This window comes from Paraburkholderia largidicola (assembly GCF_013426895.1).
Classification (GTDB): domain Bacteria; phylum Pseudomonadota; class Gammaproteobacteria; order Burkholderiales; family Burkholderiaceae; genus Paraburkholderia; species Paraburkholderia largidicola.
In genome coordinates this window covers 112,419-131,660 of sequence record NZ_AP023175.1, presented here as the reverse complement: position 1 = coordinate 131,660, position 19,242 = coordinate 112,419, and the positions used below count along the sequence as shown (strand labels likewise).

Here is a 19,242-nt window from a genome sequence, read left to right as displayed (position 1 = left end):
TCTCAGCGTGAGTGCGTTTAGTGGGCCACGGCAGCAGCGCCGTGTTCGTCAATCAGATGGCCGGTATAGAAGCGGTCCAGCGAGAACGGCGCGTTCAGCGGATGCGGTTCATCGTTGGCGATCGTGTGCGCGAACACCCAGCCCGAGCCGGGCGTCGCCTTGAAGCCGCCCGTGCCCCAGCCGCAGTTGAAGTACAGGCCCTTCACGTCGGTCTTGCTGATGATCGGGCATGCATCCGGCGACACGTCGACGATGCCGCCCCACTGACGGTTCATCCGCACGCGCGAGAACACCGGGAACATTTCGACGATCGCCTGCAGCGTGCCTTCGATAATGTGGAAGCTGCCGCGCTGCCCAAAGCCCGTGTACTGATCGACGCCCGCACCGATCACCAGATCGCCCTTGTCGGACTGGCTGATGTACGCGTGCACCGCGTTCGACATGATCACCGAGTTGACGACGGGCTTGATCGGCTCCGACACCAGCGCCTGCAACGGATGGCTTTCGAGCGGCAGACGGATGCCCGCCATGTCGGCGAGCGTCGACGTGTTGCCGGCTGCGACGACAGCGACCTTCTTCGCCTTGATGAAACCCTTCACCGTATCGACGCCCGTCACACGGCCGCCGTCGCGGCGAATGCCCGTCACCTGGCAATTCTGGATGATGTCGACGCCCGCCTGGTCCGCGCCGCGCGCAAAACCCCACGCCACAGCATCGTGACGCGCGACGCCTGCACGACGTTGAATCGACGCGCCGAGCACGGGATAGCGGCTATTCAGGTTGATGGTCGGCTCGATTTCCTTGATCTGCTCGGGCGTGAGGAACTCGGCATCGACGCCGTTCAGGCGGTTCGCATTCACGCGGCGCTCGGTGTCGCGTACGTCCTGCAGCGTGTGCGCGAGATTCATCACGCCGCGCTGCGAGAACATCACGTTGTAGTTGAGGTCTTGCGACAAGCCTTCCCACAGCTTCATCGCCTTCTCGTACAGCGCCGCCGATTCGTCCCACAGATAGTTCGAGCGCACGATCGTCGTGTTACGCGCCGTATTGCCGCCGCCAATCCAGCCCTTCTCCAGAATCGCGACGTTCTTCACGCCGTGCTCCTTCGCGAGGTAGTACGCGGTCGCAAGACCATGCCCGCCGCCGCCGACGATCACCACGTCGTATTCCTTCTTCGGTGCCGGACTTCTCCACTGTCGCTCCCAGTTCTCGTGATACGACAACCCGTTGCGGAACAGACTGAATATCGAATAGCGGCTCATCGTGCAGACCCCTTGTTGCTCGTTACCATTAACATTCGATGACGTTCACGGCGAGACCACCGCGCGACGTCTCCTTGTATTTCGTTTTCATATCGGCGCCCGTTTCGCGCATCGTCTTGATGACGTTGTCGAGCGTCACGTAGTGCTGGCCGTCGCCCTTCAACGCCATGCGCGATGCGTTCAGTGCCTTGATCGCGCCCATCGCGTTGCGCTCGATGCACGGAATCTGCACGAGGCCGCCGACGGGATCGCAGGTCATGCCGAGGTTGTGCTCCATGCCGATTTCGGCGGCATTCTCGACTTGCGTCGGCGTGCCGCCCATCACGGCTGCAAGCGCCGCCGCAGCCATCGAGCACGCGACGCCCACTTCGCCCTGGCAACCCACTTCCGCACCCGAGATCGACGCCGTTTCCTTGTAGATGATGCCGATCGCCGCGGCCGTCAAAAGGAAATCGACGATGCCGCTTTCGTTCGAGCCCGGCACGAACTTCACGTAGTAGTGCAGCACGGCGGGAATTACGCCCGCCGCGCCGTTGGTCGGCGCGGTGACGACGCGGCCGCCCGCGGCGTTCTCTTCATTGACGGCCATTGCGTAGAGGTTGACCCAGTCGAGCATCGACAGCGGATCGCGCAGCGACTCTTCCGAACGCGTGCGCAGTTGCACGGTGAGATCGGCGGCGCGGCGCTTCACGCGCATCGGGCCGGGCAGTTCGCCGTGCATCTTGCAGCCGCGTTCGACACAGGCGGCCATCGTGCGCCAGATGGTCAGCAGGCCTTCGCGCACGTCTTCCGGCGCGCGCGACGCGCATTCATTGGCGAACGTCACCTGCGCGACGGACAGGCCGCTTTCACGGCACACGCGCATCAGGTCGTCGCCGGTGCGAAACGGATACGGCACTTCGCCGCCCGCTCGCACGCCGTTCACGCGGTCGCCTTCGCGGTTCACGACGAAGCCGCCGCCGACCGAGTAATACTCTTTCTCGACCAGCAACTGACCGTTCTCGTCGAAAGCCTGGAAGCGCATGCCGTTCGGATGCACGACGCTGCCCGTGCCGCTCATCAGGCGGCGAAAGAATGCGATGTGCTCTTTCTCTTCAAAGCCGATCTCGTGCTTGCCGAGCAGCGACAGGCGCTTGCCCTTGCGGATATCGACCAGGCGCGGCTCGATCAGATCGGGATCGATGGTGTCGGGCAGATGGCCTTCGAGGCCGAGCAGCACGGCCTTGTCGGTGCCGTGGCCCTTGCCCGTCGCGCCGAGCGAACCGTACAGCTCGACTTTCACGCGGCGCACGAACGCGAGCAGGTTCGCGTCCTCGATGTGGGAAGCGAAGCGGCAGGCGGCGATCATCGGGCCGACTGTGTGCGAACTCGATGGGCCGATGCCGATCTTGAACAGGTCGAAAACGCTGACGTTCATGGAAACCTTGCTCAGGTAGGTGGGCGGAAACGCGTGCACTCCGCAGTGACGCCAGTACACCAAAGCGTAAAATCCGCCGATAGAACAAAAACGGCATCGACGTGGGATGGCGACGCCAGATAGCGCCCCGACTGCGTTTCTCAGCAACTCGGTGACGGAAAAACGCAAGTCCGGGCGCGGCACGAGCGGCCGGATCCCAAGCCGCGTGGGGATGAACGCGCTTCGCATCTACGCAAGTCGGTGTCGGAAAAGGACAAGAGACGCGGGCGCGAATCGGCGACGCTAGGGTTATCCCGCGTGCGTGCGCGTTCTGGTTACGCTTTTTGTGTTGTCAGTCGATTGAACTTGCCGGACCACTGCGCCATCGCGCCATGACCATCATCGATTCGCTACCGTTGACTTCCATCGATGCGCTGCCCAAAGAGCGCATCCGCTTCGGCATCATCCTGCTGCCGAACTTCACGCTCACTGCATTCTCCGGCTTCGTCGACATGCTGAGGCTGTCCGCCGACGAAGGCGACTACAGCAAGCCTGTGCGCTGCTCGTGGAGCGTGATCGGCGACACGCTCGCGCCCGTGCGCGCGAGTTGCGGGATCCAGATTACGCCGTGGGAAACCTTCGCCGATGCGGAGCCGTTCGACTATGTGGTCGTCGTCGGCGGGCTGTTGCATTCGGGGCCGCAGGCGAACGACGAGACTTTGCAGTTCATCCGCGCTGCAGCGCGCGGCAACACGACGCTGGTCGGCATCTGCACGGGCGTGTTCGCCCTGATGCGCGCGGGCGTGCTCGACGAGCACCGGATTTGCGTGAGCTGGTTCCACTACTGGGATTTCGTCGAGCGCTTTCCGTCCGTCAGTTCCGATGCGCTGGTTGCGGACCGGTTGTTCGTGATCGACCGTCGACGGATAACGTGTTCGGGCGGACGGGCTTCGATCGATGTGGCGGCGGCGATCCTGCTGCGTCACTTCGAGACGGCGACCGTACAGAAGGCGCTGCGGATTCTGCTGGTCGGCGAAATGCAGAAAGGGAACGCGCCGCAGCCGCACCCGCCGGGACTGGAGCCGGCGACGCATCCGAAGGTCAAGCGTGCAATTCTGCTGATGGAGCAGCATGTCGGGCGCACGCTGCCGCTGGAGGAACTGGCTTGCAAGCTGGATTTGTCGCCTCGGCAACTGGAACGGCTGTTCAAGGCGGAGACCGGGAAGAGTCCGCAGGCGTTTGCGAAACAGGTTCGGTTGAGGACGGCGGCGTGGTTGTTGACGAGTTCGGACAGGACCGTGGCGGATATTGCTTCGAGTTGCGGGTTTTCTGATGCATCGCACCTCGGGCGGGAGTTCAGGAAGGAGTTTGGGATGCCGCCTGTAATGTTCAGAGAGCAGCGTGGCGGGACCCCGGTTGAGGGGGATGCGGCCGTGGCTTATGAGGAGACGTTTCCGGGGAGAGTGGATGTGTTTTGAGATCCTCCGCTATCCCGGTAGCGCGCCCTGCACTACTGCCCCGCATACCCCACCGGCGCCGTGTACTTCCCTGAAAATGCATTCACATTCGTCGACACGACATAAATCGGCGACTCGGTCAGCGTGAGGTTCACCACACCATTTGTATAAGCAACGGACACGGGGTTACCCATCATATCGATCACGGTTACCTGGCCGCTCGTGCCGGGCGAATCGACCGTCAGCGCGTAGCTCGTGCTGTAGGTCGCACTGTAAGTGCCCGACGACGTCGGCCAGTTCGCGTTGTTGTGTGTCCATAGCGCAGTGACGATCGGCCCGTTGTTGAGTTGCTGGAACACGTAGCCATATACCATCGATGGCAATCCGTTCAGATGCCCCAACGTCTGCGTGCCATCGAGCACGCGAGTCAGCGCAGCGAATGCAAGCGCCATCGGTTTCGGGCTGACGTTACTCGCGCCATACTGACCCTGTGGATCGACGATATCAAAGAAGGTTCCCTCGCCGACATCGACGGGATAATCCGCGCCATAGAAGAAATACGTGACCTGTGCGCCCTCGCCCAGGACGATCAGATGCGCGCGCAACGCGACCGCAGCCTGTCCGTAAAGTTGATTCGCTGGCGGATAGCTGGGCCCATACGCGGCGCCCGCATCGTAGCTAATGCCAAGTTCAGTCACCCAAAGCCGCATATTCGGCTTGACCGTCTGCATTTGCGCACGCAACGAACGCATCTGCTGATCGAGAGCATTGGCCACATTGGCCGGGTTCGGATCGGTATCGTATTGCTCCGGCGGATGAGCGGCATAGGTGCCCGCGTTGTAATAGCCGTGCGTCGTGACGCCGTCCAGATAGTTGCCGATACCGAGCGGTCCGTACGTCGCGAGAAAGCCTTGCGTGCACTGCGTCGGACAGTTGGCGGGGAAAACATTCGTCGTGCCCATGACGACAGCGTTGGGATCCGTCGAATGCAATCCCTTGTAGACGGCCGAGTACATCGCGACGAAATTGGCCGTGGAATCCGCCCATTGCGGTTCCCATGTCACCTGATAGTAGTTGTTCTGCTGACTGGGGAAATACGCCTTTCTGATTGCATCGCTGTCGCTGCCGACACGCGCCATGTAGTTCTGGTAGTACGTCAGGTTGATCGGCGCACTGGTGTCGTCCTGGAAACCGCCCGTCGGGCTGGCCCATGCGGGAATGCCATCGAGCCGGATCAGACGCATGATCTTTCCGCTCGTATAGAACGGGTCGAGATCCGATAGCGCCGGCGTCCACGTGTTCGCGCCGTTGGGTTCCATCGCGGACAACTCGCGGTCGTCGATCGTCTGCGAAATGCCGAGCGCGGCGAGCATCGGTCCGTTGTCGTTGAAGCCTTGCATGCCGAAGCGGTGCTGCTCCTGGTGTGCATAGCTGACGGCGGGAATCGTACTGGACAGATTAGGCAAGATGCCGAACGTTGCAATGCCCGTGGGGCGCGTGCCGGCTTGAGGCAATGTGCCGCCCCCGCGCGAAAGCGTCGCCGTGATCGCGAAGTAGCCCGCGATGGATGAGGTGCACGACAGGACGCTCGTCCGCTTGCCGCTCGAAACCGCGAACGAGCCGCTGCCCTTGATGTTGCCCAACTGATCCTGCATCGACCAGACGACGGTATCGGCCGAAGTCGCTGCCGTCACGAACGATACCTGAAATGCGCTGCCTTGATTGAACAGACGCGTGCCATTGCTGCTCGGCGTATCGGCGGCGATCAGCCCATTGGTTGTTCCGCCCGCCGTCGATGTTGGGTTGCCGCAGGAGATGGATCCTGTCGGTGTCGGTGTCGGTGTCGGTGTCGGTGTCGGTGTCGGTGTCGGTGTCGGTGTCGGTGTCGGTGTCGGTGTCGGTGTCGGTGTCGGTGTCGGTGTCGGTGTTGGCGTCGGTGTCGGTGTCGGTGTTGGCGTCGGTGTTGGTGTTGGCGTCGGTGTTGGTGTTGGCGTCGGTGTTGGCGTCGGTGTTGGCGTTGGCGTTGGCGTTGGCGTTGGCGTTGGCGTTGGCGTTGGCGTTGGCGTCGGCGTCGGCGCGGGCGTCATCCCCGCAGGAATCCAGCAGTACTTCCCATACCCGTAATCCGGATCGGTGCCGAAAGCTCCATTCGTACAAGCGGTGCCGTTTGTAAAGACCTTCGAAACGTTGTGTGCGGTCGTGCTTCCGCCGTACAGCACGGTCTTCGTGCCGGCAAACGCGCAGTAGCCATTTTCTGCGGCACATTGAGTCCACGAACCCGATGGAGATGGCGCTGGCGCTGGCGCGGGTGCAGGAGTCGGAGTCGGAGTCGGAGTCGGCGTCGGCGTCGCGGCACTGCTCGCGTACCAGCAACTCTTCCCATACCCGAATGCGGGATCCGTCGGAGACACGGCCCCCGTCGAGCACTGCACACCGTTCGTGAATGGCCCGTTGATGTTGTATTGAAGTGTCGGCGATGTGGTGCCATACACGACACGCGCCGACCCACTGAACGCGCAGTACTGGTTTTCCGCCGCGCAATACGTGTAGGTCGTCCCGCTGATCGTCAGCGAGCTTTGTGCGTGGGCAGCACTGGCCAACATGCCGCTCACGCGCGCAAACATGAGTAGCGCGCGTTTCATGACAGACTCCGCGAAGGATTCGTCGGAACCGCTCTCGCGCAAGCAAATGCGCTGAGGGTTCGAGGCGTGATCACTGCCGATCTGCTCGTAAAACTACGTGCTAGTAGATGCCCTTTATCTCCCTGTCACCGGACAACAAAAAGTCATTTTCGGAAAAAATTCCTTAAGCGTGCACTGATAAGTAAAAATTGCTAACAGTTCGCCTTCAATACGCGCGGCAAAAACGAAAAGGGCGAAGAGGTGCCCTCTTCGCCCTGCTTTCATGGATGGTCCGTTCGACTTACGACTCTTCCGACCACACCATATTGTCCCGCGCCATCATCGCCGTCGAAGCCCCCGGCCCGAACGTCCCGGCCGTATAACCCCTTGGCTTGTCGCCATTGCGTTTCCACGCTTCGATGATCGGATCGACCCACGTCCATGCCGCTTCCAGTTCATCACGGCGCATGAAGTGAGTGAGCCTGCCGCGCACGACGTCGATCAGCAGACGCTCATACGCTTCCGCGCGACGGCTCGTGAACGCCTGCTCCAGATCGAGATTCAGATTCACTGGCAGCGTCCGCATCCCGCTACCCGGCTCCTTCGCAAGCATCTGCAACTGGATCGATTCATTCGGCTGCAACTGGATCACGAGTCGATTGCCGCAGTTACGCGGACCGCACGGACTATTCGGCATGATCGAAAACGGCAGATCCGCGAACTCGATCACGATCTCCGACAACTTCTTCGCCATCCGCTTGCCAGTGCGCAGATAGAACGGCACGTTCGCCCAGCGCCAGTTGTTGATATGCGCGCGCAACGCGACGAACGTTTCCGCGCGGCTATCGGCGGGCACATTCGCTTCTTCCAGATAACCCTTCACCGGCTCGCCGCCGACAGCGCCCGCCGTGTACTGCCCGCGCACCGTATCGCGCGAGATGTCCTCGGCTGTCATCGGACGCAGCGAACGCAGCACCTTCAGCTTCTCGTCGCGCACGGCATCGGCATCGAGCGACACGGGCGGCTCCATCGCGACGATACATAGCAATTGCAGCAAGTGGTTCTGCACCATGTCGCGCATCGCGCCCGTATGGTCGTAGAAGCCCGCGCGCGTACCCACGCCGACCGACTCCGCCACCGTGATCTGCACGCTGCGGATATACGGCGCCTGCCACAGCGGCCCGAAGATCGCGTTGCCGAAACGCAGCACCATCAGGTTCTGCACCGTCTCCTTGCCCAGATAGTGGTCGATCCGGTAGATCTGATGCTCGGAGAAATGCTTGCCGACGGAATCGTTGATCGCCTGCGCCGATTGCAGATCGTGACCGAGCGGCTTTTCGAGCACGACGCGCGAGTGCTCGTCGAGCAGACCGTGCGACGAGAGGTTGTCGCAAATCGTCGTAAACAGTTCAGGCGACGTCGACAGATAGAACACGCGCAGCGCATTCGGGCGCGATGCCTCGGCAAGACGTGCGTAATCGTCGGCCTGGTCGACATTGACGCGCACGTACTCGAACAGCGACAGGAAGCGATCCCATGCGCCCGATTCATACGCACCGGATTCGATGAACGGACGGCTCTGCTCGTCCATCCATTTCAGATAGTCGTCACGCACCCATTCGCGGCGGCCGATCGCGAGAATGCGCGTTTCGGCGGGCAGATTGCCGTGCGTGTGCGCCATATACAGCGCGGGCAGCAGCTTGCGGGCTGACAGGTCGCCGGCGCCGCCGAAAATGATCATGTCGAGCGGGCGGTCCGGCGAAGCAGGAGCGGTGGAAGTCGTCATAGCGCGGTCGCAAAAATTAACTGCTGGGAAAAACGCAAGCCCGTCCGGACCAACCTTTCAGGCAGCGCTGAAATCGGGCAGGTTTGCGCGAGACGACTATGTTGCAACGTTTTAGGATTGTTTGCACGCTTGCTGTCGTGACACGGCACGCACGTTCGTTCCGCTTCGCCCTGTCACGTGGCCTGCGACGACAGCGCCGACGGGCGAGCGCTCAACCCGCGCCCAGCGCTGCCCGCGCGACACGCCCCGCTGCCAGATCCCACGCCGCGCAGCCGACGGTCTTGAAGACCACGGGCGTATCGAACGACGGCTGGCTCGCGAGCGCATCCGTGATCCCCGTCACCGTCGACCAGTCGATGCCCGCCTGAATGAAGTCCCCGGCTTCGTGCTTCGCGCCCGCGAGATCGTCGACATACAGCGTGCTGCCTGCAAGCGTGCGCGTGCCGATCTCACACATCTGCGGCGTGAACGCACCGACGCCGATCACCAGCCGCCCCGCGCGCGGCGCTTCGTCGTAGACGGCCTGGCGGCTCGTCGTGAGCGCGATGATGGTGTCGACGGAATCGGGAATCGTCGCGTCGCTCATGGCTTGCAGATCGCGCACCGTGCCGCGCTGCGCGTCGCAGAACGCCTGCGCGCGCGCCGTTGATGTGCCTCGCACGCGCACACGCGCCTCTGGATACAGTTCGCCGATCGCCTGCAGATGGCTCGCGGCCTGCGTGCCCGCGCCGATCAGCAGGATGTCTTTCGGTGCGACGCGCGACAGCGTCTCGATGCCGAGCATCGTCATCGCGGCCGTGCGGCGTCCCGTAACGGTCGGGCCGTCGAGAATGAACAACGTCTTGCCCGTGTCCGGATCGAAGGCCATGACCTGACCGTGGATGGTCGGCAGCGCGCGCTCGCCATTGCGCGGACAGACGTTGACGAGTTTGTGGATCGCGAGATCGGCCGCCGCGGCGGGCATCGACAACATGATGCCGTTGTCGTTCAGCGGCACGACGAGCCGCTCGGGGCTCGCGACGCGTCCGGCGGCATAATCGGCGGCGGCTGTCTTCAGCGCGTCGACGAGCGCGCGAAACGGAATCAGGCGCGCCGTGCCGGCGGCGTCGAAAATCGGCGTGCTGCTCATATCGGGGTTGCTCCCTTTGCGCGTTCAGCGCACCAGAAAACCATACGTCAGCGGATCGCGCTCGTCGACGAGCCAGTTCGCGAAACCGCAAATATGCGCGTCGCCTTCGATCTCGGGAATCACAGCGTCGAAGCGGTCGAGCTTCGTCTCCGACAGCACGCGCCCGCGAAACACCGTGCCGATGATCGACTCGTTGACGAGCGTGTCGTCCTTGCCCAGTTGCCCGCGCAAATACAGTTGCGCGACGCGACCGGCCGTGCCCGAACCTGTCGGCGAACGGTCCACTTCGCGATCGGCGAACACGCAGCAGTTGGCCTGCGTCGAGCCCACGTGTCGCGGCGCGTTGTCGATGATCGTGCCGTAGATGTGATTGATCTCGGGAATATGCGGATGCTCGACCTTGAACGCCTCGTTCGCCGCGCGCTTCACTTCGGCGCCGAACTGGATCAACCGGTCCACCTGGTCTTCGCGCACATCGAGTCCGAACGGCTCGCCTGACGTGTAGAAGTAGAACGCGCCGCCGAACGCGATGTCGCCGCGCACAGTGCCGAAGCTCGGCGTCTCGACGCTCACGTCGCGCTGCCAGATGAACGACGGCACGTTGACGAAGCGCACGCTACCTGCGTGGTCGCCGTCCCATTTGACGAACGCTTCGATGAACCCGCACGGCGCATCGATGCCGACACGCGTTTCCGGCTCCGTGCGCTCGACCCAGCCGAGCGCAACGGCCGTGGTCGCCAGCGCGATCACGCCGTGGCCGCAGTGATCGCTATAGCCCTCGTTATGGACGAAGATGATGCCGAAATCCGCGCCTTCCGTGACAGGATCGGTCAGATAGCCGCCGTACATGTCGGCGTGGCCGCGCGGCTCGAGCATCAGCGCGCGGCGCAGATGATCGGCGTGCTCCTTCAGCCAGGTGCGCCGCTCGACGATGGTCTTGCCCGGAAACTTCGGCAGCCCGCTCGTGACGATGCGAAACGGCTCGCCACCCGTATGCACTTCGACCGTGCTGATGACTCGGTTCAGCTTCATGATGCGCGCGTTCCTCGCAAGAAAGCTTCGGGCCGTTGCCTGTCCAACATATCGTCTCGCTCCATCGTCTTTGTCTTATACTGGATCGAAATGTAGACCAGCTTTGGTTCGCGATCAACCAGTTTCAAAAATTTATCGATCAAACTGGTTTGAAGACTACCCACATTACGCTGTCATTTGCCGCACGGTACCCATCCATGGCCTCGACCTCATTTGCACTGGAACGCGCGTTTCGCCCGAAGCAGATTTACGAGCAGGTCGCGGAGCGCATGCGCGGCGACATTCGAAGCGGGCAGTTCTCGCCTGAAGCGCGGCTGCCTTCGGAGCGCGAGCTTGCGGCGCGTTTTGGGGTTGGACGGCCTGCTGTGCGGGAGGCACTGGGCGCGTTGCAGAACGAGGGGTTGGTCGTCACGCGGCGCAATTCGGGCACTTACGTCTGCGCGGACGCGTTGCAGCGGTTGGCGGCGGCGCCCGCTTCTGGCGAGATACCGGGCGACGCCGATTTCAGCCCTACGTCGGCCCTCGATGTGCGTTTGATCCTGGAGCCCGCCATCGCGCGACGCGCGGCCGCGCATGCACAGCGTGACGAGTTCGCCGAGCATTACCTTGCGCAGATGGATTCGATCGACGATGTCTCCGACGCCGTGCAGCGCGCGCTATGGAACGATAGCGACCGGTTGTTTCATCGGCAGCTTGCGGTGATGACGGGCGATGCCCTGCTCGTGAAGATCGCCGATGAAGTGGCTAAAGCCATGGACCAGCCTTTATGGAAACGCCTGAAGGATGATGGGATTCATGATCCTGGGCGGATCAGGCTTTATGTTTCCGAGCATCGGTTGATCTATGAGGCCATTGTCAATGGCGATGCCGATGCGGCTGCTTTTTATGTTGAGCAGCATATTGTCAGAGTGCGGAGGGATATTGCGCCTAAGTGATTTTTGGATTTTTGGGGCCTTGTGAGGGCATCCGCGTTTTCATGTCGTTACGGAGGCGTTGCCCCATTTGCGCAGATGGCCCTCGCCCAGCCAGGCCAACGGGCGCGCGGACTTGGCCAACCTGACGCTGCAGGACAGGCCGGGTTCAACTAGCGCAAAACCCTCGACCTGTTCACACGGTCAACGGCTCTGCGTCGAATTGCATCAGGTTTCGGTTACGCTCCATTGTCCGGGGGCACCTGCGAAAAGGTCGGTTCGTCGGGAAGGAAGGGACTCGCATGGTATGGGTTGTATACGGGTTGAGCTGGCGATGAGTGATCCCATAAAGGATTCGCATATCTGCCGTTCTTATCCTGGCGCGATTCGGTTGTATTGAACATGGTCTGGCTCGCGATCAGGCGGCTGCCACATGCGGTCTTCCCACCTTCGACGGCCGCGGCCTTGCCATCGATAGAGACGGCGGAGTTGCCGCTGACAATCGCGTTATTCCCGTGCTTGGGACATGACACCGTGTCACCCACGCGAGCAATCGCCACGCGGTCGAAAGTCTTGTCAGGGCTGCCCGTCAGGACGGTGCCGCCATGATCCGTGACGTCGCCTACCAGGATAATTTTTCGATGCATTACTTCTCCTCTTGCGCGCTGAGGCCGCATGCCACAACGGTGCCTGTATTTACGCAGACTTGAGATTGGTCAGCGGCGCGGCCGTCGTCAAGGTTCCTGCTGCGATGACGGATACGTTGATGCCGGAGATCGTCACCGTACCGCTGCTATCCATCACGATGCTGGATGCGCCGCACAGGAAGCTCATCTGTGCGCCAGCGGTGACCGACACGTTGGCGGTTGCCGATATGCTTTGACTACCATTGACGCTCACGGTCTGACCACCATTGACCGTTAGCGAGTGCCCGCCGTTTAGCGTGGTTTGTTGCGCGCCGTTCACGACGTGCTGCTCCACGCCCTGCACCTTTACAGTTCGCACACCCGCAATGTCGGTGGTGTCGTCGGCGCCCGTGGAACGCGTGCGATTCATCTGCACGGCGTGAACCTCGTCGCGCTCCACTTCGATTAGCAGATCTCGCTCTGCGTGGATCCACAGTTGCTCCAGCCCTTTCTTGTCCTCGAAGCGGATCGCATTGGCTGTGCCGTATCCACCACCTTCTGAAGACCGGGACAATGTTCCACTTTGTGTGGCATTGTCCGGTAGCGTCCATGGCGGCATGTTCGAACCGTTATAGACGCGCCCGATGATGATGGGTCGATCAGGATCGCCATTCTCGAAATCAACGATCACCTCGGAGCCGACACGGGGAATCGAGATTGTTCCGTAGTTGTTGCCGGCCCACGGGTACGAGACCCGCACCCAGCAGGATGAATTTTGATCGCGCACCGGCGAGCGGTCCCAGTGGAACTTCAGCTTGACCCGACCGTACTGATCAGTCCAGATTTCATGACCCTCCGGGCCTGTGACGGTAGCGGTCTGTGGCCCACGCGTACGAGGCTTCTGGATCGTGCGCGGTGGACGGAAGACAACCGTGGCGGGCTGCACGACAAAGGTCGACCGGACGTGGAATTCCCCCGCGCCAGTCGACTCGCCCAGCTCAGAGGCAACAAACGTCGCGCCAAGAACCAGATACTCGCGATTGGCATCTTTCTGCGGGTAGCCATGAAGCGTAAATGTCGTACCACAAACAACATCGCGCAGATTGCCGCCTCCCCATGCACGACTCCCGTGAGCATGGATTTCCTGCATTCGTATCTGGGCAAACTCTTCCCCGGCATCCAGATCACTGTAATCACCCGGCCATTCGTAATGCTCCAGTTCGTTATATTGAGTGTCACGTGGCAAGGCGTTTTCCGCTTCCAGACGTGCTTTCGGTTTCTTGAAATTGAAATCGCCCGTTGTCCAGCGACCCGACTGGATACTCTCGCTCGCGTCAAAGGTATCGATATATTCCCTATCTATCTTGTGTCCCGGAGGGTAGTACGAGAGTGTCTGGTATGCCTCGCTATCAACCGGTTTGTGGGCACCCAGCTGATCTACCAGCACCATCCGGTGAATCCCGTTCGAATGCTCATAGAACCAGTAGATGCCATGTTCCTGCATGAGCCTCTGAACGAACGCGAAATCGGTTTCGCCGTACTGGACTTGATACGCGAGGCTTTTGTACTCCGCGCTCAGGCGTTTGTCCCACGAGAACATATAGAAGCCCAAGACCTGGTCCACAATTTCGACCACCGTCTTGTTCTGGAATATTCTGTAGTTCGACTGTTGATCTGCAAGACGGATCCATGGCTGGAGGAGCAGACGATACTGACCTTGTCGGGTTGACTGCCCGACATATCTGGCTTCCGTGACAATGCCGCTAATCTCCCGAATGCCTTTGCCGATATTCGACGGCCCCGACAATCCGGTCATTCCGGGCACGAAGGAGCCCATGCCGTCAAGTTGAATCGTGACGGTCAGCTCCTTGCCGATAAGCGATTTCAGATCGAGGTTTGCAGCGTCGTCCATCATCAGATCAGACGCTGATACGCAATCCAGCACGTAGGTGTAGATCGTGGATACGGTTTCGGAGCCGTGTAGCGCCCTGAGTTGCAACGCGGGGACCCCACCCGTCGAGAGCGGGATGGCCGGGCCGCTAATCGTAAGCGTACGGTCTGTCAGAAATTGCAACATAAACGAATTCCTCATGCCAGGTGACTTGCTGGACTGTGCGTATCGCGGCTGATACGCCTGCTGCGGTCAAGACGTCAATTTCCCGCTGAAATACGGCAACCTCTACATGCTCGACGGTCTGTCGATTCATTCAACATCCGCTTTGGTATCCTAAATTAATATTGCGGCCAATACTTCATGTGTGTCGTCTAGTAGACCGGCAGCCCATAACAAATTCCAGGAGAATGCATGCCGTATCGCTGCTGCAATGCCTGCGCGAACGTAGCGCCTGCCTGGATCGATCTGACATTATCGGGATTATTTCCATCTATCCCGCTCGTGTCGATCCTTCTGTTGGTCAGATAGTGGCTACGATTAAGCAATCCGCCGCCAATCAACGCAGCACGCTCTCCAATGCCAGAATAGGTTGCAACAAGCCCAAAATGAAACGAGGCGCTATCGGTAAACTCGGAAACAAAACACCCGGGGTTCGTCCCGTCGCTCTCCGGGTAGGTTCGCTGCAGATCGTGGGAGCCATTGGGCATAAACGCTCCGATCATCAAGCCATAGGCCGAATTGATACCGTTGCAGACAAGTGTGTCCGAAATCATATTCGAAAATACTATGGCGCTCTGGATAGAGTAATCAGACGGCACGATAAAGTATGCATCGGGATTTGCGTTGTCTGCCAGCGAATGTCCTCCCGCATCAGTATAAATGACGGCGTTCCTTGCTTTTTCCACATTGGGATCTCGAATATATCTTCCGTCATAGGACAGGAAACGTGCAGCGAGCGTTTTTCCAGTTTTACCCTTATTGGCGTTATTTTTTAAATAAAATACATTGCTCATGGATGGCTCTGCATTCCGAAATCAGTTCATCATCGCGGGCGTAATAGAAAGTTACCAGGTAAAAATCACCGGTCAGGCGGCGAGCAGAAAATTCGCCGGACCCGAACGGCCGGCCCAACGTGAGCGCAGCGTTAATCCAGTCGGGGCTGTGCAGGCGATGTTGACGCATAATCTGCCCGCTGGAATCGTAGACAACTGCCTCCGTAAAATTAAAACGCCACCAATTCTCATTGGTCGCACACACGGACAGACGATTTCCTTTAAATTCGACACCGGTGCTTCTGCAATTTTCGTATTTTTTCGCCTCCAGCTTGATCAAAAGACGGTCAGTCCAATGATGGCGATGATTAAATATCAGCAAGCTTCCCCACACGGCGACGAATACCGCCATCGGAATACGCCTTGTCAGCTTCTTTCTCGATGCCGTGATTCCAAATGCATTCAAAATCAGCAGGGCCAGATACCCTGCGAAAGCCACGAATACGAGAATAGATAATATCGGTCGATACTGAAGCCACGTCATCGCACACGCGATCACAATAGCCAAAATAATGCATTTGAGTTTTTTCATATCTGCCTTGCTATTCCGCCGCTCACGACCTTGAGAGGCCTCGTCACTTAATCAGGCACCCTCCGAAGAGCTGGCCTCAAGGTTCGACCGCACTATCCATCGCGCTTCAGCGTCACGCGTGAGTTGCGGCAAATAATCTTCTGGATCGAGGTGCATCCCTCTCACGGGTACATCTGGGGATGACTCCCCTAACCACCCTGACCAGCCAAGCTGCTGCGCACCCCAAGCACGGCGGGCGACGCGCGCGCTGGCAGGATTCTCAGCTCCAGCTCCCAGCGCATCTCTTCGCCCACGAACGCCCTGACCCATTCGACAAGGCGAATCAGTTGCGCGCCCTGAGGCGTAAATCGCAGATACGCCTCCAGATCGAGTGGCCCCAACACGATACGGAATTTGCACTGGCGATCCGGGATGTGGTCCCCGAGCATGGCGTTGATGCCCATCGTAGGAGATGCGCCTGGTACGCCCAACCGGCTTTGCCTGGGCACGGGCCGCTGCATCCAGTGAAACACGTACTCTTCGATGTGCACTGGCACGCGAAAATAATGCGCGAGCGTGGCGCCCAGCCCATCCGGATTGCGAGACTCGCGTACGAGATGAGGTGCTGCAGCAAGCCGCGCATGCGACGGAAGCGGTCCTTGCCCAATTTCCCTGACGTCATGCCCCGTTAGACTTGCGATGTAGAACGTGAACTTCTCCTCACCGGCACGATCAAGGCCAGCGGTCGACTGCGCTGTCGCCCACGCGCGATAGAAAATCGTGAAATAGCGGTGATGGAACAGGTCCAGGAAGTGACTCAGCGTCGGGTCGTGCCGAAGTTCCTCGCGCTCGCGCGCGATTTCTGTGATGTGAATGGGCAACGGGCCGTTGGGACCAAGCATGCCCAACCCGAAGAGCCGGACTTTCAGGCGCTTGTGATCCACCGCCACGCGGGCAATTTCGCTGGGCGCGAACGTCAAGTGTGGCAACTGTCCCAGCCGAAAAGGTTCCGCCTGCGGAAGCTGTGCCGTGCCGACGGGATCGATCCGCGAATTGGCACCGATGCGACGCATCAGTGCCAGAAAACTGTGCTTCCACGGCGCGGTAGCGAGGCTTTCGAGCCACTGTGGAGATAAGGCGAGATCCTGCATGAGGGTCTCGAAGGGCACGCGCTGCATCAGGCTACTCCGCGCGTACCCATGCGCACCGGCCAGCGTGCGACCAGTCCGCGCTGCATTGAATGCAGTTCAGTCTGCGTGAACGAATTCATCGACACGTGCCGCGCCAGGTAGTGTTCGAGGATCAGGCCAAGCAGGTAGGGACTGCCGCCGGAAAAGCCCGTTTCGTCGACGGTCAGGACACATTCGATGCCACGCCCGAAGACAAGCGGTCCGTTCCCCGGCAGCATCTCGTTGACCGGCCGCGTCTTCACCCCTAGCAGTGCTTCCACCTCGCGTTGACGGTCGGTGTCGTCATCCGCCACGAACAGCCTGAGCAGGTCGCGCAGCCCCTGACCGCCTTCGCGGTGATCCATGTCGCTGAACGGCAGGTAGTTGAAATTCAGTTGCCGGATCACACGCCACGCCATCTCGCGATCCGCATAGGGTGGCCTGGGCGGGCTAGGCGGACGGATCAGGCCCACCGACTCGATAGCATCCTCTTCCAGACCTCTGAGATCATCCGCTCCGTTGCGCGGCACCAGCAATGGCAGTTCGCGGTTGGTTACCCATGCATCGACCGCGAGATAGCGCAATTCCGGACCGTATGGTGCCTCGTGCTGGTCAACCAGGGAAACAAAGACCTCCGTTCCGATATAGGGCGTGCGTGTCCCGTAGCGTCGTGCCAAACCGGATATGAGCCTGCGCTCGCGCCGAATCGAAAAGTACCGCCCATCGTTACCCTCGTCGTTGCTCAGCGTCTGGAACAGCGGACGAAACTCCACCTCTTTCGAATCAGACGTTTTCTGCCCGAACACTCTTTCGATGGCAAACACCTCGTAATCGAGCGGTTCAAGCCGTGAAGGAACCAGCCGGGTTTCGCCTCCCGGAGGAATCTCGATCTGGTCGGTCCGTTTGGGGAACAGGTTGATAACGGGCGTACAGAAAAGTGCGAAGTGGGACACGTCCACCACACCAGCCAGGCGATCGGTGGGCCGATCGAGCAGGATGATCACCTCAACCTCACTGCCGCCGACCCGTGCGAAAGCCTCTTTCAGGCCGTTCAACGCAAAGAAGTAAAAGCGGCTCGGGCAAGCGAAGTATTCATGCAACAGGTTATGGCCGTGGAACTTCGACCCGGTCAGAGGCAGCAAACCCTCATTGATGCCGATACCTTCATGCACAACCGGATCCGATGTCACAACCGATAGCGGTTTGCCAGGCATTCCAAACTGGCCTGGTTCGCCAGCGACCAACGCGATACTGGCGGCGTGCAGCAGCTCGAACAGGTGGGAGGCAACCTGCTCGTCACCCTGAAGATAAATGGGCAGGCGGACGAGTCCCTGGAGATCGGCAATGCGTACGGCATTCGTGGTACGGAAACGCAGGCGCAGTGCGCCGCGCACTTGCCGCTCGGGGGAAAGATAACGGTCGAGCCCCACCACATCGGGTGGGATAGGCGTCAGCCTGGCATCCGTGATCGTCAACGGATACAAGACCACATCCTGACCGCTGCGAAACCGGCACTCGGTCTTCTCGCCCTTCGGCTTGCGTGTCTTGAAGATTGTGCCGCGCGGAACGCGAAAGCCTTTGACCAGGTTACCTTCGACGGCGCTCGGATAGATCCTCGCGACGGAGACAGATGGTGTCGGCGCCACGTAGTTCGGGTAAATGACTTCCAGCAATCGTCCGATGAACTTCGGAAATTCCGCATCGATCCTGATCTGCATGCGGGCCGCCATGAAGCAGAATGCCTCAATGATGCGTTCGACATACGGGTCGGCTACTTCACCGCCCTGCATACCGAGACGCGCAGCGATCTTGGGATGTTGTCGTGCGAACTCGCCCGCGAGTTCACGCATATAAATCAGTTCATGGTTGTAGTAGTCCAGCAGCTGTGGGTCCATTCACGGCACTCCGTAGCGGAAAAATCCGTCAGCACGTTGATGTGATATCCGATCATCCGCTTACGCGTTCGCGCATAAAAATGAAGACGCGAAATCAGGCAGATAGGGAATCTCGCTAACGGCCGCACTCATTCAAGCCCGCCATAGCTCCTCACACAAATTTCACTATGAGTTTTAACATCAATCAGGATTCCGATGCAATTTTTAAGATTATCGGTTATTGAATAACTCCCAAATTCGCACTTAATCGCCCTGGGGTCATACGAAAACAGAATCATTGGAGTCGGATAAAGACGGCATGGAGGAAGGAATCCCACCGCCCGCACGCTCACCGCGTGGCGAAATGGCGTTGCACGGCGAATCACGAGCGTCCCAATACGGCACATGAGACGCTATTCACACATGCGAATTTAGATAGAAATGCGAGGAGGAAGTCAAAAACTCGGGACCTGTCCGTGAGCGCGGACTATTGAAGGAAAGGCATGCAGATGGTCGCCCCAG

Annotated in this window: 13 protein-coding genes and 1 pseudogene; 2 read left to right on the top strand and 12 right to left on the bottom strand. The window is 59.9% G+C overall.

The annotated features are described in order from the left end of the window. Nucleotides 1–17: 17 nt before the first annotated feature. Entirely contained in the window at nt 18–1,262 is a 1,245-nt protein-coding gene (locus PPGU16_RS17345; protein ID WP_180723857.1) for a sarcosine oxidase subunit beta family protein, read from the bottom strand. Between the two features lie 28 nt (nt 1,263–1,290). Then, nucleotides 1,291–2,679: an L-serine ammonia-lyase gene (locus PPGU16_RS17340; protein ID WP_180723856.1), complete on the bottom strand. Its 1,389-nt coding sequence runs from the start codon at nt 2,677–2,679 to the stop codon at nt 1,291–1,293. Nucleotides 2,680–3,050: 371 nt separating this feature from the next. Between PPGU16_RS17340 and PPGU16_RS17335 the strand changes: the two genes are divergently transcribed. Next, a complete protein-coding gene (locus tag PPGU16_RS17335; RefSeq protein ID WP_180723855.1) occupies nt 3,051–4,136 on the top strand; it encodes a GlxA family transcriptional regulator in 1,086 nt (361 codons plus the stop codon). Between the two features lie 32 nt (nt 4,137–4,168). Here the strand turns inward: PPGU16_RS17335 and PPGU16_RS17330 are convergent, their stop codons facing one another. The 4 genes from PPGU16_RS17330 to lhpH form a co-directional block, all read right to left on the bottom strand. Next, on the bottom strand, nt 4,169–5,809 hold the full coding sequence (locus PPGU16_RS17330; RefSeq protein ID WP_180723854.1) for a hypothetical protein: 1,641 nt from the start codon (nt 5,807–5,809) through the stop codon (nt 4,169–4,171). A 1,228-nt stretch (nt 5,810–7,037) separates the two neighbouring features. Further along, a complete protein-coding gene (gene zwf / locus PPGU16_RS17325) occupies nt 7,038–8,522 on the bottom strand; it encodes a glucose-6-phosphate dehydrogenase (protein WP_180723853.1) in 1,485 nt (494 codons plus the stop codon). A 211-nt stretch (nt 8,523–8,733) separates the two neighbouring features. Beyond that, nucleotides 8,734–9,651 (bottom strand): bifunctional Delta(1)-pyrroline-2-carboxylate/Delta(1)-piperideine-2-carboxylate reductase, encoded by a 918-nt coding sequence (gene lhpI / locus PPGU16_RS17320; RefSeq protein ID WP_180723852.1) that lies wholly within the window; start codon nt 9,649–9,651, stop codon nt 8,734–8,736. A gap of 24 nt (nt 9,652–9,675) precedes the next feature. After that, nucleotides 9,676–10,683, bottom strand: a complete 1,008-nt coding sequence (lhpH, locus tag PPGU16_RS17315; RefSeq protein ID WP_180723851.1) for a trans-3-hydroxy-L-proline dehydratase — start codon at nt 10,681–10,683, stop codon at nt 9,676–9,678. Between the two features lie 197 nt (nt 10,684–10,880). On the opposite strand from lhpH, the gene PPGU16_RS17310 reads away from it, so the two are divergent. Beyond that, a complete protein-coding gene (locus PPGU16_RS17310; protein WP_180725119.1) occupies nt 10,881–11,618 on the top strand; it encodes a FadR/GntR family transcriptional regulator in 738 nt (245 codons plus the stop codon). A 215-nt stretch (nt 11,619–11,833) separates the two neighbouring features. Here PPGU16_RS17310 and PPGU16_RS43215 read toward each other — a convergent pair whose 3' ends face one another. From PPGU16_RS43215 to tssF, 6 genes and pseudogenes are all read right to left on the bottom strand, one after another. Continuing rightward, nucleotides 11,834–12,241 (bottom strand): PAAR domain-containing protein, encoded by a 408-nt coding sequence (locus PPGU16_RS43215; protein WP_180723850.1) that lies wholly within the window; start codon nt 12,239–12,241, stop codon nt 11,834–11,836. Between the two features lie 49 nt (nt 12,242–12,290). Beyond that, on the bottom strand, nt 12,291–14,297 hold the full coding sequence (locus PPGU16_RS17300) for a type VI secretion system Vgr family protein (RefSeq protein ID WP_180723849.1): 2,007 nt from the start codon (nt 14,295–14,297) through the stop codon (nt 12,291–12,293). A gap of 188 nt (nt 14,298–14,485) precedes the next feature. Continuing rightward, the gene (locus PPGU16_RS17295) at nt 14,486–15,127 is read right to left on the bottom strand and encodes a hypothetical protein (RefSeq protein WP_180723848.1); all 642 of its coding nucleotides are present in this window, start codon (nt 15,125–15,127) and stop codon (nt 14,486–14,488) included. Next, a complete protein-coding gene (locus PPGU16_RS17290; RefSeq protein WP_180723847.1) occupies nt 15,099–15,698 on the bottom strand; it encodes a hypothetical protein in 600 nt (199 codons plus the stop codon). Before PPGU16_RS17290 ends, PPGU16_RS17295 begins: the two co-directional genes overlap by 29 nt. 51 nt (nt 15,699–15,749) lie before the next feature. Further along, nucleotides 15,750–16,855: pseudogene (gene tssG, locus PPGU16_RS17285) on the bottom strand (type VI secretion system baseplate subunit TssG). Next, entirely contained in the window at nt 16,855–18,741 is a 1,887-nt protein-coding gene (gene tssF, locus PPGU16_RS17280) for a type VI secretion system baseplate subunit TssF (protein ID WP_180723846.1), read from the bottom strand. Before tssF ends, tssG begins: the two are co-directional and overlap by 1 nt. Nucleotides 18,742–19,242: the final 501 nt, after the last annotated feature.

What these genes read in the sequence shown, in the direction of transcription:
- PPGU16_RS17345 (WP_180723857.1), bottom strand. Translation starts at nt 1,262, where the DNA reads ATGAGCCGCTATTCGATATTCAGTCTGTTCCGCAACGGGTTGTCGTAT.
- PPGU16_RS17340 (WP_180723856.1), bottom strand. Translation starts at nt 2,679, where the DNA reads ATGAACGTCAGCGTTTTCGACCTGTTCAAGATCGGCATCGGCCCATCG.
- PPGU16_RS17335 (WP_180723855.1), top strand. Translation starts at nt 3,051, where the DNA reads ATGACCATCATCGATTCGCTACCGTTGACTTCCATCGATGCGCTGCCC.
- zwf (WP_180723853.1), bottom strand. Translation starts at nt 8,522, where the DNA reads ATGACGACTTCCACCGCTCCTGCTTCGCCGGACCGCCCGCTCGACATG.
- lhpI (WP_180723852.1), bottom strand. Translation starts at nt 9,651, where the DNA reads ATGAGCAGCACGCCGATTTTCGACGCCGCCGGCACGGCGCGCCTGATT.
- lhpH (WP_180723851.1), bottom strand. Translation starts at nt 10,683, where the DNA reads ATGAAGCTGAACCGAGTCATCAGCACGGTCGAAGTGCATACGGGTGGC.
- PPGU16_RS17310 (WP_180725119.1), top strand. Translation starts at nt 10,881, where the DNA reads ATGGCCTCGACCTCATTTGCACTGGAACGCGCGTTTCGCCCGAAGCAG.
- PPGU16_RS43215 (WP_180723850.1), bottom strand. Translation starts at nt 12,241, where the DNA reads ATGCATCGAAAAATTATCCTGGTAGGCGACGTCACGGATCATGGCGGC.
- PPGU16_RS17300 (WP_180723849.1), bottom strand. Translation starts at nt 14,297, where the DNA reads ATGTTGCAATTTCTGACAGACCGTACGCTTACGATTAGCGGCCCGGCC.
- PPGU16_RS17295 (WP_180723848.1), bottom strand. Translation starts at nt 15,127, where the DNA reads ATGAGCAATGTATTTTATTTAAAAAATAACGCCAATAAGGGTAAAACT.
- PPGU16_RS17290 (WP_180723847.1), bottom strand. Translation starts at nt 15,698, where the DNA reads ATGAAAAAACTCAAATGCATTATTTTGGCTATTGTGATCGCGTGTGCG.
- tssF (WP_180723846.1), bottom strand. Translation starts at nt 18,741, where the DNA reads ATGGACCCACAGCTGCTGGACTACTACAACCATGAACTGATTTATATG.